The sequence below is a fragment of the Halalkalibacter sp. AB-rgal2 genome, assembly GCF_041821005.1.
Lineage (GTDB): Bacteria > Bacillota > Bacilli > Bacillales > Bacillaceae_D > Halalkalibacter.
The window spans coordinates 154,654-168,869 of the sequence record NZ_JBGUAV010000004.1; the positions used below are offsets into that span (position 1 = coordinate 154,654).

General features: G+C 39.4%; 10 protein-coding genes and 1 other annotated feature (1 of these 11 running past the window's edge). All 10 genes read right to left on the reverse strand.

What is annotated here, in order from left to right; all coding sequences use genetic code 11:
• Positions 1–9 precede the first annotated feature (9 nt).
• The 10 genes from carB to ileS all read right to left on the reverse strand — a co-directional run bounded on the left by carB (position 10) and on the right by ileS (position 13,957).
• Positions 10–3,201 (reverse strand): carbamoyl-phosphate synthase large subunit, encoded by a 3,192-nt coding sequence (gene carB / locus ACERJO_RS05205; protein WP_373646777.1) that lies wholly within the window; start codon positions 3,199–3,201, stop codon positions 10–12.
• An 18-nt stretch (positions 3,202–3,219) separates the two neighbouring features.
• Positions 3,220–4,308 (reverse strand): carbamoyl phosphate synthase small subunit, encoded by a 1,089-nt coding sequence (locus ACERJO_RS05210; protein ID WP_373646780.1) that lies wholly within the window; start codon positions 4,306–4,308, stop codon positions 3,220–3,222.
• Positions 4,305–5,582, reverse strand: a complete 1,278-nt coding sequence (locus ACERJO_RS05215) for a dihydroorotase (protein WP_373646781.1) — start codon at positions 5,580–5,582, stop codon at positions 4,305–4,307. Before ACERJO_RS05215 ends, ACERJO_RS05210 begins: the two co-directional genes overlap by 4 nt.
• Positions 5,583–5,594: 12 nt before the next feature.
• Positions 5,595–6,512: an aspartate carbamoyltransferase catalytic subunit gene (locus ACERJO_RS05220; protein ID WP_247103885.1), complete on the reverse strand. Its 918-nt coding sequence runs from the start codon at positions 6,510–6,512 to the stop codon at positions 5,595–5,597.
• Positions 6,513–6,675: 163 nt separating this feature from the next.
• A complete protein-coding gene (locus ACERJO_RS05225) occupies positions 6,676–7,971 on the reverse strand; it encodes a solute carrier family 23 protein (RefSeq protein ID WP_373646782.1) in 1,296 nt (431 codons plus the stop codon).
• A 41-nt stretch (positions 7,972–8,012) separates the two neighbouring features.
• Positions 8,013–8,549, reverse strand: coding sequence for a bifunctional pyr operon transcriptional regulator/uracil phosphoribosyltransferase PyrR (gene pyrR, locus ACERJO_RS05230; protein ID WP_247103883.1), 537 nt, complete (start codon positions 8,547–8,549; stop codon positions 8,013–8,015).
• Positions 8,550–8,762: 213 nt separating this feature from the next.
• On the reverse strand, positions 8,763–9,677 hold the full coding sequence (locus ACERJO_RS05235; protein ID WP_247103881.1) for an RluA family pseudouridine synthase: 915 nt from the start codon (positions 9,675–9,677) through the stop codon (positions 8,763–8,765).
• Positions 9,677–10,153 carry a signal peptidase II gene (lspA, locus tag ACERJO_RS05240; protein ID WP_247103880.1) on the reverse strand — a complete coding sequence of 159 codons (477 nt, stop codon included), beginning with the start codon at positions 10,151–10,153 and terminating at the stop codon, positions 9,677–9,679. The genes ACERJO_RS05235 and lspA overlap by 1 nt, the downstream gene beginning before the upstream one ends.
• A 167-nt stretch (positions 10,154–10,320) precedes the next feature.
• Entirely contained in the window at positions 10,321–11,073 is a 753-nt protein-coding gene (locus ACERJO_RS05245; RefSeq protein ID WP_247103877.1) for a TraR/DksA C4-type zinc finger protein, read from the reverse strand.
• A 115-nt stretch (positions 11,074–11,188) separates the two neighbouring features.
• The gene (gene ileS / locus ACERJO_RS05250; protein WP_373646784.1) at positions 11,189–13,957 is read right to left on the reverse strand and encodes an isoleucine--tRNA ligase; all 2,769 of its coding nucleotides are present in this window, start codon (positions 13,955–13,957) and stop codon (positions 11,189–11,191) included.
• Positions 13,958–14,004: 47 nt separating this feature from the next.
• Positions 14,005–14,216, reverse strand: a binding site (T-box leader) (it continues 4 nt past the right edge of the window).

Genomic DNA, 14,216 nt, shown 5'->3' on the forward strand with positions numbered 1-14,216 from the left:
ACTCCTTTTCTATAGCTTCAACTCTGGCATATGCTCCGAAGAAAATGTGATCGATTCAAGAACTCTTAACAGTGCCTCTGCTGTATCCATTGATGTCAAACATACGACACCATTCTCAACGGCTTCACGTCGAATACGGAAGCCATCTCGAGCCGGCTGCTTTCCTCTCGTTAATGTATTAATCACAAATTGTGCTTGTCCTTGTTGAATCACATCTAATAAATGTGGCTTTTCCTCACCAATCTTATTAACGATTGTGACAGGAATATGCGCTTCTTGAATAAATTGTGCTGTACCCGCCGTTGCCATAATATCAAATCCTAATCCATGGAAACGCTCTACAAGCGCTAAGGCTTCTTCTTTGTCTTTATCCGCAACTGTAAACAGAACAGATCCGTGCGTCGGAATTTGCATACCAGAAGCAACTAAGCCTTTATACAAAGCCTTCTCTAGCGTATGATCTCTACCCATAACTTCTCCAGTCGATTTCATCTCTGGACCAAGTGTAATATCAACTCTTCTTAGCTTAGCAAATGAAAAGACAGGAACCTTTACCGATACTTCCTTGGCCTCTTCCTGGTATCCAGTTTCATAACCAAGCTCAGGTAGCGACTTACCAAGCATTGCTTTTGTTGCAATATTCGCCATCGGTACTCCGGTAATTTTACTTAAAAATGGAACCGTGCGACTTGAACGTGGATTCACTTCAAGTACATACACTTCATCTTGATGCCAAACAAATTGAATATTTAACAAGCCGATAATCTTTAGTCCTCTTGCAATAGAGATAGTTCGGTCAATTAATTTTTGTTTTAAATGTTCAGGAACGGTTTGTGGTGGATAAACAGCAATTGAATCTCCTGAGTGTACTCCTGCACGCTCAATATGCTCCATTATTCCTGGAATAAAGACATTTTCCCCATCCGAAATGGCATCTACTTCAAGCTCTTTCCCAGTTAAATAACGATCGACAAGAACCGGATGCTTTGGATTAACATTAACTGCATTTGTCATGTAATTTAATAATTCTTCTTCTTTATAAACAATCTCCATAGCTCGACCACCTAAAACGTATGAAGGACGAACAAGAACTGGATAACCAATTTCAGTCGCAATTTCAACTGCCCCCTCAACCGAAGTTGCTGTACGACCAAGTGGTTGCGGTATATCAAGCGATAGCAATGTTTGTTCGAATTTATCACGATCCTCAGCACGATCCATACTTTCTAGTGATGTCCCGATAATTGGTACGCCACGCTCTTCTAAATCAGCAGCTAAGTTAATTGCCGTTTGACCACCAAATTGAACAATAACACCTTCAGGCTTCTCCTGTTCATAGACATGCATCACGTCTTCTACGGTCAATGGCTCAAAATATAATTTATCTGAAGTGCTAAAATCTGTCGATACCGTTTCGGGGTTATTATTCATAATAATCGCTTCATATCCAGCTTCTTTAATCGCCCAAACAGTATGAACAGTCGCATAATCAAATTCAATACCTTGTCCAATACGAATCGGTCCTGACCCTAATACGAGAATACTCTTTTTGTCTGTACGTACAGATTCATTTTCTTCTTCATAGGTTCCATAAAAATAAGGTGTAGCCGATTCAAACTCCGCAGCGCACGTATCGACCATTTTATATACAGGAACAACCTTGTTCTTTTGACGGAAATCATACACCTCTTTTTCCTCTTGATCCCATAGACGAGCAATCGCTATATCAGAGAAGCCTTTTTCTTTAGCATGCTTCAATACGTCAACATCATTTTTTGAATCTTTTAGCTTTATTTCAATCTGAATGATTCGATGAAGCTTTTGCATAAAGAAGCGATCAATTTTGGTCAAATCACAAAGCGTTTGGACCGTTTCACCTCTTCTTAATAGCTCAGCTAAAATAAATAACCGTTCATCGTCCGCTTTAGGAATTCGTTCTAATAATTCATGAGATGAAATCGTCGTGATTTTTTTATCAAACAAATGATCATAGCCTGCTTCTAACGAACGCACTGCCTTCAGTAGCGACTCTTCTAAGTTACGCCCAATTGCCATTACTTCTCCTGTTGCTTTCATTTGTGTTCCTAATGAGCGGTTTGCTGAATCGAATTTATCAAATGGCCAGCGCGGAATTTTCGATACAACATAATCAAGTGCAGGCTCAAAGCTTGCATATGTCTTTCCTGTAATAGGATTCATTAATTCATCAAGGCTATAACCTACAGCAATTTTCGCTGCCATCTTCGCAATTGGATAGCCAGTTGCTTTTGATGCTAGTGCCGATGAACGGCTGACCCTGGGGTTGACTTCAATAATATAGTATTGGTCACTATGTGCGTCATGAGCGAATTGAACATTACATCCACCTTCAATTCCAAGTGCACGAATAATCGTTAATGATGCATTACGTAAACGCTGGTAATCACGATCCGTCAACGTTTGGCTCGGTGCGACAACAATCGAATCTCCTGTATGAACACCTACTGGATCAATATTTTCCATGTTACATACAACAATGGCATTATCGCTAGCATCACGCATCACTTCATATTCAACTTCTTTAAACCCAGCAATACTTTTTTCCACTAAACATTGTGTCACAGGACTATATTTCAATCCACTTGAAACAAATTCTTTGAATTCCTTCTCGTCATGTGCAATTCCACCGCCCGTTCCACCTAACGTATAAGCAGGACGAATAATTACTGGATAACCAACCTCTTCAACAAACGCAAAGGCTTCATCAAGGTTATGAACAATTTCACTTTCTGGAACTGGCTGATTTAATTCATGCATTAAACTTCTAAATAAGTCACGATCCTCAGCTTGTTTAATGGCTTCAAGATCAGTTCCAAGTAATTCAATTTGATAGCGTTCAAGAATACCTGATTCTTCTAACTCCATTGCCATATTTAAGCCTGTTTGTCCACCTAATGTTGCAACGATACCATCTGGTCGCTCTTTACGAATGATTTTACTCACAAATTCTAGCGTGATTGGCTCAATGTAAACACGATCAGCCATCGTTGTATCAGTCATAATCGTTGCAGGGTTTGAATTAATTAAAACGACTTCATACCCTTCTTCTTTCAATGCTTGACAAGCTTGTGTACCAGCGTAATCAAACTCTGCAGCTTGTCCAATAACAATTGGACCTGAACCAATAACAAGTATCTTATGAATATCTTTACGTTTTCCCATTTATGTCCTCTCCCCCTACTAGACGTGTAACGAACGTTTCTTGGCTGTTTCCATCATTGAAATAAATTGATCGAATAAATCATTTGCATCATGCGGTCCTGGTGAAGCCTCTGGGTGATACTGCACACTAAATGCCGGCGTATTTTTCACTCTAATTCCTTCTACTGTCCCGTCATTAACTGCTACATGAGTTAACTGTAATGATGTTCCTTGTAATGATTCAACATCTACCGTAAAACCGTGATTTTGAGCAGTAATGGCGATTTTCCCTGTTTCTAAATCTCGAACTGGATGGTTCGAGCCTCTATGTCCAAATCGCAATTTGCTCGTTGTAGCACCACCTGCGAGTGCCAATAGCTGATGCCCCAAACAAATACCAAAGATCGGTACGTTTCCAATTAACTCTTTAATCATTTCAATCGCTTCTGGCACGTCGACTGGATTTCCAGGACCGTTACTTAGCATCACACCATCTGCACCTAAACGAATGATTTCTTCTGCTGTTGTGTTATACGGTACAACTACGACATCACATTGACGAGCGATTAGCTCTTGTAAAATACCATGCTTCATTCCAAAATCAACTAATACAACACGGTTTCCTCTACCTGGAGCATGATAGGGATCTTTTGTAGAAACACGTTCAACTTGATCATGAGGGAAGGCAGCAGCCTTTAACTCATTGATAACAGAGGATACATCCACTTCCATTGAACAAATTCTTCCTTTTAGTGTTCCATGCTCTCTTATTAAACGAGTTAACTTACGTGTATCAATCCCTGCCAGGCCAGGAATATCCTTTGCTGTTAATAATTCATGCAAAGGCTCTTCTTCATGGCAATGACTTGGCTCAGGTTCATATTCCTTCACAATCAATCCATTAATGGAAGGCGTAATCGATTCAAAATCATCCCGATTAATACCATAATTCCCGATAAGAGGATACGTCATCGTCACAATCTGCGCACAATAAGACGGATCAGATAAGATCTCTTGATACCCAGTCATTCCTGTATTAAATACAACTTCTCCACTTAATTCTTTCGCTGATCCAAAGCCTTCGCCTACAAATACAGATCCATCTTCCAAAATCAATTGACGTTTCATGAGGTCACCTTTCCTTTCGCAAATACAAGTTTTCCACCTACAAATGTATATTCAGGCCATCCAGTGCATGACCACCCTAAAAATGGTGTATTTTTCCCTTTTGATAGAAAAGCCTTCGCACTAATTTCTTTTTCCTTTTCAAGATCAATAACGGTAAGATCTCCATGTGAGCCTTCTTTAAGAGTACCGAATGGTAAATGGAACGTTTCAGCTGGTTTAATCGTTAACCAATCGACTAATTGCTTCAAAGAAATCTTTCCTGTTTGGACAAAGTTTGTATACAAGAGCGGAAAGGCTGTTTCTAACCCAACAATACCAAACGGCGCTTTCTCGATTCCTTCCGATTTCTCTTCGGCTGAGTGCGGTGCATGATCTGTTGCGATAAAATCAATCGTTCCATCTAATAACCCTTCCCACAACGCTTCACGATCTTCTTTTCCTCGAAGAGGCGGATTCATTTTATAGTTAGGATCAACACCTTCTATATCCTCATCACAAAGCAATAGATGATGTGGTGTTACTTCAGCCGTCACACGAATTCCAGCTTTTTTAGCATCACGTACGACTCGAACCGACTCCTTCGTGCTAATATGACATACGTGATAATGAGCACCTGCTGCTTCAGCTAACAGGACATCTCGGGCAATATGTACAGATTCACAAACAGAGGGAATTCCTTTTAACCCTTTTTCCTTTGAATAACCCCCTTCATGTACAGCACCACCATGAATTAACGTATTTTCTTCACAATGGGCAACAACAGCCATATTTAATTCTGCTGCTTTTTGCATCGCTTGAAGCATCATATCAGCAGATTGAACACCTACTCCATCATCTGTAAACGCAAACGCCCCTGATTCTTTTAAAGCAGAAAAATCCGTTAATTCTCTACCAAGCTGTCTCGTTGTAATGGCGGCATATGGCAGCACACGAACAATAGCCGTTTCCTCAATTCGATTTTGTAGCCATTCTAGTTGCTCTTTAGTATCAGGTACTGGACGAGTATTTGGCATAGGACAAATCGTTGTAAACCCACCAGCTGCTGCTGCATGTGATCCTGTTTCGATCGTTTCTTTATGCTCCCCACCCGGTTCTCGTAAATGCACATGGACATCAACAAGTCCTGGAGCAATTAATTTCCCTGCTACATCTAGTTCTTTTTCAATTGGTTCATGTGTCTGAAATTGAATGCGACCATCAATTAAATAAATATCTTTTTGAACGAATTCACCATCCGCTTGTAAAATGAAACCACCTATTAGTTTCGTATTCATCTCGTTCTCCTCCTACAATGATTGCTTTAGAATCGCCCGTTTCATAACGGCTTTTCGAACAGCAACTCCATTTTTCATTTGCTTAAAAATTCGCGAGTGCTTCCCTTCTACTAATTCATCTGCTAGTTCAACTCCACGGTTTACAGGTCCTGGATGAAGAATAATAGCATTTTGCTTTAATTGACTCTCACGAGCTAATGACAATCCGTATTGACGATGATACTCCTCTTTCGTATAAGACATGGATTGATCATGCCGTTCATGCTGAATTCTTAGAAGCATCACAACATCTGCTTGTGGAAGATACGTATCAAAATCGACATGCTCATATAAATGAGTATAACCTTCCATCCAATCAATCGGGCCAGCCACTTTCACATTAGCACCTAAGCGAGTGAGAGTCGCTGCATTAGAACGAGCCACTCGACTATGTCGTAAATCACCTGTTATAACAATATTTAAGCCTGCGAACGTTCCAAATTCTTGCTGGATTGTTAGCATATCAAGTAATGATTGAGTCGGGTGATGTCCACTACCATCACCTCCATTTACTATCGGAATGGATAATTGATCTTTAATTTGTTCGTAATATTCATTTTCTGGATGACGAATGACTAAGACATTAGCCCCAATCGACTCAAAAGTTTTCACCGTATCTAACAAAGACTCTCCCTTTTGAACGCTTGATGACTCTTCACTAAAGGATAAGACATGAAATCCGAGAAGCTTTTGCGCTACTTCAAAGCTATAACGTGTTCTCGTACTAGGCTCAAAGAATAAATTCGCAACGACAGCTTGTTGATTCGTTGTCCATTCATAACCTGTAGCAAATTGTTCAGCTTCTCCTAGCAGTTGTATAATTTCCATAGTAGTCATATTATCTAACGTTAAAAGATCTCCTCTTTGTTGCAACTCCATTGCTGTCATCATACTCATCATCCCCTTTTTAAAATTCTTACCTTGTGTTTAAGCTTTTCTGTAAAAAAATACCCTGAGAGTACGCTTCTCAGGGTATTAGAAATGAGAGAGGGAGTTCCCTCTTCAAAACGTAACACCTTTTGAAGTCTCTCTGTACTTCTTTTAAAAGGATCTTCTATTCATCTGTCTCAAACATCGATTTCTTTCCATAGCTAACTTCTTTATTTGGTAATACTTGATGCAGGATAATACCAATAATTGCTGCTAAAGCCATACCAGGGATTTCGATATGCTCATTTACTTGAATGACAGCTCCACCAATTCCAACGACTAGTATAATGGAAGAAATAATTAAGTTACGCTTCTCCCCAATATTAATCTTATTATCAATTAACATTCTTAAACCAGATGATGCAATGACACCAAACAGTAAGATCGATACACCGCCCATGACGGCTGTTGGAATCGATTCAATAAACGCCGCAAACGTACCAATAAATGATAGGAAGATTGCAATGACTGCCGCACCTGCAATAACAAACACACTAAATACTCTCGTAATCGCTAGAACACCAATGTTCTCACCATAAGTTGTATTAGGTGGACCACCAATTAACGAAGCAATAATTGTTGCTACTCCATCCCCCAATAATGAGCGATGTAAACCTGGCTTTTTAATAAAGTTTCGACCGACCACCTTACTAAGTACCATCTGATCTCCAATATGTTCAGAAATCGTTACGACAGCAATCGGTACCATAATGAACAAAATCGTCCAACTTAAACTAGGTGTATACGTGACAAATGGAACGATCACCTCAGGTGCAGAAATGAAATCTGCCTCTTTAACAGGGGTGAAATCAACAATTCCTACAATCAATGATGTGATATACCCACCGACAATCCCGAACAAAATGGGGACTAAACTAAAGAATCCCTTGAAGAAAATCGAAGCTAGAACGGTTATCCCAAGAGAAACGAGTGCTACAAATAAGAACGTTCCATTGTATTCCCCGGTTCCTTGATCATTCATCGCCATATCAACAGCAACACCTGCTAGCCCTAATCCAATGACCATTATGACTGGTCCAACTACTATAGGAGGGAGGATGTTCATAATCCACTTTACTCCAATGGTTTTAATAACTAATGCAACGATCCCGTATACGATCCCAGCAAAAAAGCTACCAACCATCGCCCCTTCTGGACCACCAATTGCCATTGCTGAAATGATCGGTGCAATAAAGGCAAAGGATGATCCTAAGTAAGCAGGAACTTGACCTCTAGTTATGAGTAAATAAGCAATTGTTCCTAAACCACTTGAAAGCAATGCTACTGAAGGACTTAGATCGACTAAAAACGGAACTAATATCGTTGCTCCAAACATGGCAAATAAATGCTGGATACTTAATACGACCCATTTATCTAACCTTGGTTTCTCCTGAATGCCAATTTCATGATTTGATGCCATTGTATATCCCCCTACTTGTCTCTTTTCTACAATCACTATTTTTATTTATGTTCGATCGTCACTTCATCTACATCATCAATTTCATTTAATTTAGCCGCGATGATTTCACTTTTCGACGTTGGTACATTCTTTCCAACATAATCTGGACGAATCGGTAATTCTCGGTGACCGCGGTCAATTAAAACGGCCAATTGAATTTGTGCAGGCCTTCCTAAATCAACTAATGCATCGAGAGCTGCACGAACCGTTCTACCCGTATAAAGGACATCATCAATTAGAATCACTTTTCGATTATTTATATCAACATTTATATCCGTCCCTTGTAAAATCGGCTCTTCTGTAGGTGATTTCTTCGTTAAATCATCACGATATAGTGTAATATCAACCTCACCAACCGGAACCGAAACACCTTCGATTTGCTCAATTCTCTCAGCTAGACGGTTAGCAATATAAATCCCTCTCGTTTTGATGCCGATTAAGACACAATTTTCGACACCTTTGTTACGTTCAATAATCTCATGTGCGATTCGTGTGATGGCTCTTCTAATTGCCTGTTCATCTAAAATGATACGTGACATATTGGCCTCCTTTTCTATACATACAAAAAAACTCTCATACCAAAATTTAGGCATGAGAGGGCTTTGCAAACATACGTAGGTCTTGTTTAATTAGTAAATGCCTACGGTTTGTTTCCGACTTCCTTCTCAGCCTCACGGGACTGATGTTAAAGGACTTATTTAATTACTCATAGTATGAACGAGATGTGTCAAAATGTCAACGACTTTTTTCGACTATTGTGATCGAAGAAACGTTAATTGTTCACTCATATCTGGAGGAATAGGAACTTCAAATAATAGATCTTCACCAGTACGAGGATGGGTAAACCCAAGAACCTCAGCATGAAGCGCTTGACCATTTATTTGTAGTGATTTACGTTTCGGACCATATTTGGGATCACCCGCTAATGGGTAGCCAATATACTTCATATGTACACGAATTTGGTGCGTTCTACCCGTTTCCAACTCACATTGGACATAGGAGAAATTTTTAAACGTCTCTAAAACTGTAAAGTGAGTAACAGCATCTTTACTATTTTTCTCAGTGACGGTCATCTTTTGTCTATCTGTATAATCACGGCCAATCGGAGCATCTATCGTACCATGTTGATGTGGAATAACGCCATGAACGATCGCTTTATATATACGCTTAGTTGTTTTCTTCTTCAATTGATTGACTAACGATTCATGTGCATGGTCATTTTTTGCGACCATTAAAAGCCCTGAAGTATCTTTATCAATTCGATGAACAATTCCAGGTCTAATGACCCCATTAATACCTGATAAGTCTTGGCAATGATACATAAGCGCATTAACTAGCGTTCTAGATGAATGACCTGGGGCTGGATGTACAACCATTCCTCGTGGTTTATTCACGACGATCACATCTTCATCTTCATAGACGATTTCAATTGGTATATTCTCAGCAACGACTTCTAATTCTTCAGGTTCAGGAATCGTTAAAGTAATATGATCATTTGCTGACACTTTATAATTTCTTTTTACCGGCTTCCCATTTACGTTAATATGGTCATTATTAATCCATTGCTGAACTTGAGTTCGAGACCATTTTTTCTCATTAGCTGTTAACACCTTGTCAATACGTTCTCCATGTTCTTCAGCTGTGACAGTCCATTCATGCTGCTCCATTACGTTCTCTCCTTTTTCTGTTTCCGTTCATCCGCAATCATCTTGATAAAGAGAATTCCAACACCTACACAGAGGGCAGAATCAGCAACATTAAAGATCGGAAAATTATATCCAAATATGTATGTATCAATAAAGTCAACGACTTCTCCTCGAAGTACACGATCGATAAAATTCCCAAGTGCGCCACCAAGAATGAATCCGAGTGAAATGCCTATCATAACACTTTTAGATCCCTCTTTTTTCATATAATAAACGATGCCAATGACAACAACAATCGTCACGATATAAAAGAACCACATTTGACCTTGTAAAATCCCAAATGCTGCCCCCTGATTACGATGGGATGTGAAATAAAGGACATTTTCAATTAATCTAATTCGTTCTCCGACTTCCATTTCTTTAACAACGATCCATTTCGTTAACTGATCCAATAAAATGATGGCGAGTGTTAAAGCATAATATTTTAATACGTTCAAACCTACCCCTCCACTACGATAAAATGGTTAACTTTAGTTATTATATCATACCGCCAAGCGACAAGCAGGAAGGGCACTGAAAAAATTTGGCTTATCACTTTTTTGTGTCCTTTGTTTTACGAAAGCAGACTCAAAAGTTCAAATAATCCTTTGAGCCTGCTTTCTATCTAATTTTGTCCATTTAAATAATGATCATAATGAACATTTCGTTGGAACTGGACATTTTCCGATCCTGAATACCCCTCAATACCAGTCGAAAGAAAGCCTTCAATCTCCTCAACATAGCCAATTAATTCATCTTGATCCATGAATGAAGAGTCTTCAAAGATCATCGAATTCTCATTAAATGATGCAACAGCTTGATAGGAATCTTCCGCATCAAATTCTGTTTCTTTCGATAAATGGTCAAAATTAAAGGTGTTAAAGCCTTGAAGCACATCCTCTTCAGCTGGATGAGAAGAATCCATCATTCCCTTCTCTCCTTTTTCAATAACCGTTCTTGCAGTCGGTTGTGCCTCAAGTCGTTCATATGGGATTTCTTTTCCTGTCTCCTCACAAATCCCATACGTTCCTTTATCAAATTTAGCTAGGGCATGCTCAATTTCCTCATGCTCATGCTCGAGCTGCTCCATTAATGCTGCATCCTTTTCTCTTTCGTACAGATCTGTAGCAGTATCAGCGGGATGGTTATCATATTGTGATAACTCACCAGTCGAATAAGAAAGAGACTCTTTCTCTTCATCAGAGAAGCTTTCTTTAATTCGTGCCTCAACCTTTTGTTTTCGTTGCAGCAATTGTTGCTTTAAAGAAGTATAGTCCATTATCTCGATTCCCCCAGTTGTTACATTGACATCAAATCTAATGACGTCATTGTATAGTTTCACCAATGACCGTAACGATAGCCAAGTAAGATTTAACATGGTATATTTACACACCTATGTCTTAATATTAACTTTTCAAGAACACGAACGATACCTACTTATAATTTCCTAATTAAAAAAACGACTAGCGTTATGCTAGCCGTTCCCAAAATATTTATTCATTTGCGTAGTACGTTTTCACCGTTTCGGCACAAGAAGAGCATAAGGTAGGATGCTCAGCGGAAGCGCCTACTGTAGTCGATACAACCCAACAGCGCTCACACGTCTCACCTTCAGCTTGCTCAACGGAAATGGCTAATTGTTCAAAAGTCGTCGCCGAGCTTGGTGCTTCATTTACTTCACCAGCCATTTTCACGCTCGAAACGATAAAGAGCTTTTCAAGGTTTTCAATCGAACGTAATAAATCACTGACAGGACCACTTGCATATAGCGTAATAGCAGCTGTTAATGATTTCCCTATTTTCTTTTCATTTCGAGCTTGCTCTAATCCTTTTAGAACGTCATCTCGTATCTCCATAAACTGATCCCATTTTTTCTCTAGACCTTCTACATCATTGAACGCTTGAACTTGAGGCATATCCGTTAATTGAACACTTTCTTCTTCAACATTAGGTATGTGCTCCCATACTTCATCTGCTGTATGTGACAAGATTGGTGAAACGAGCTTCGTTAATGCAATAAGCACTTCATGCATCACTGTTTGAATCGCTCTTCGTGCTGGATGATTAGCATGCTCAATATATAACGTATCCTTTGCCATATCCATGTAAAATGAACTTAATTCAATGGTACAGAAGTTATGAATAGTATGATAAACCGTCGAAAACTGATAATGCTCATATGATTCTGTTACTTTTTCAATCACATTGTTTAGTTTGACGAGCATAAATAGATCAACTTCTCTAAGTTGCTCCGTTTCAACACGATGAGCGCTCGGATTAAAATCATGCAAATTTCCTAATAAAAATCGAAAAGTATTTCGAATTTTTCGATAGGACTCAGATACTTGCTTTAATATTTTATCAGAAACACGTACATCTGCTTGATAATCAACCGACGCTACCCATAAGCGTAAAATATCAGCTCCAAGCTGCTTCATAACATCGTTAGGAATGACTACATTTCCAATTGATTTACTCATTTTACGACCTTCTCCATCAAGTGTAAAGCCGTGACTTAACACGCCCTTATAAGGTGCTTTTCCAGTCACTGCTACAGCCGTAGAAAGCGATGAGTTAAACCAGCCTCGATATTGGTCAGAGCCTTCCAAGTACAAATCTGCGGGTCGATCAAGCTCTTTACGTTCCTCAAGAACAGCCTGATGAGAAGAGCCTGAATCAAACCAAACATCCATAATATCCATTTCACGAGTAAATGTTCCATTTGGACTATGAGAAGACGTGAACCCTTCTGGTAAAAGTTGTTCCGTATCCCATTCGAACCAAACATTCGAACCATGCTCTCTAAATAACTTGACGATATGATTAATTGTCTCATCCGTAATAATTGGCTCTCCATCTTCGCCGTAAAACACAGGAATTGGTACACCCCAAGCACGTTGACGAGATATACACCAGTCGCCTCGATCACGTACCATATTAAATAAACGAGTCTCGCCCCACTTCGGAATCCAATCGACCTCTTCAACAGCTTTTAACAGTTGATCCCGGAATTGTTCAATTGAAGCAAACCATTGAGCCGTTGCACGATAAATAACCGGCTTCTTCGTCCTCCAATCATGCGCATACGAATGTGTAATAAACGTTAGCTTCATTAACGAACCGAGCTCATCTAATTTTTGGGTAATCGGTTTATTCGCTTCATCATAGAACAAGCCTTCAAAACCAGGAGCTTCATCAGTCATATATCCTTTGTCATCAACTGGGCAAAGGATATCTAAACCATACTTTTGTCCGACAATGTAATCCTCTTCACCATGTCCTGGAGCTGTGTGAACACAACCAGTACCAGCATCTAATGTGACATGATCTCCACAGATGACGAGTGAGTCGCGTTTATAAATCGGATGTTCTGCAACGACGTTTTCTAACTGAGAGCCTTTCATTGTTTTCGTTACTTCATATTGCTCCCATTCAAATTCATTTGCTAGCGTTTCAAGTAATCCTTCCGCAACGACATATTTTTGATGATTTACTAGTACAACTACATATGTTAAATCAGGATGTACAGCAATCCCTAAATTAGCAGGAATCGTCCAAGGTGTTGTTGTCCAAATAATGATTTTTTCATCACCGTCTAATACGTCCCCACCTTCTTTTACAGAAAAGGCAACATAAATGGAGGGTGAACGTTTATCGTGGTATTCAATTTCAGCTTCAGCTAGAGCTGACTCAGATGATGGTGACCAATAAACGGGCTTCTTCCCTTTATAAATGTACCCTTTCTTCGCCATATCACCGAACACTTTTATTTGTTGTGCCTCATACCCTTTATCTAGCGTAATATAAGGATTCCACCAATCTCCACGAACACCTAAACGCATAAATTGTTCACGTTGGCGAGCAATTTGCTTAAGTGCATACTCTTCACAAAGCTTTCTAAATTGAGCTACACTCATCTCCTTACGCTTCACTTTACCGTTTTTCGTCAATGCTGTTTCAATTGGAAGTCCATGTGTATCCCATCCTGGTACGTAAGGAGCATGAAAGCCACTCATTGATTTATAACGCACGATAAAATCTTTCAAGATTTTATTTAGTGCATGGCCCATATGAATATCCCCATTTGCATAAGGAGGACCATCATGTAAGACAAATAGAGGTCGGCCTTTCGTACGTTCTTGTACTTTTTCATAAATGTTTTGTTCATTCCAAATACTTTGACGCTCTGGCTCACGATTCGGCAAATTCCCTCTCATTGGGAATGCCGTTTTGGGCATAAGTAATGTTTCTTTGTATTCCATTTTTCCAACTCCTTAATTTTGAAAATCAAAAAACTCCTCACCCCTAAAAAAGGGACGAGAAGTTAACCCGTGGTACCACCCTCATGAAAAGGTAACCTTTCCACTCAAGCATTCTTAACGTGAATGAGACGTTGCAGCTTACTATAGCGTTCAGCGCAATACTAAAGGGTGATTTTCCAATATGCTATGTAATCAGGCTTTCACCATCCCTGAATCGCTACGTACATGAAACATACTGTACTCTTCCTTATCATTGTGT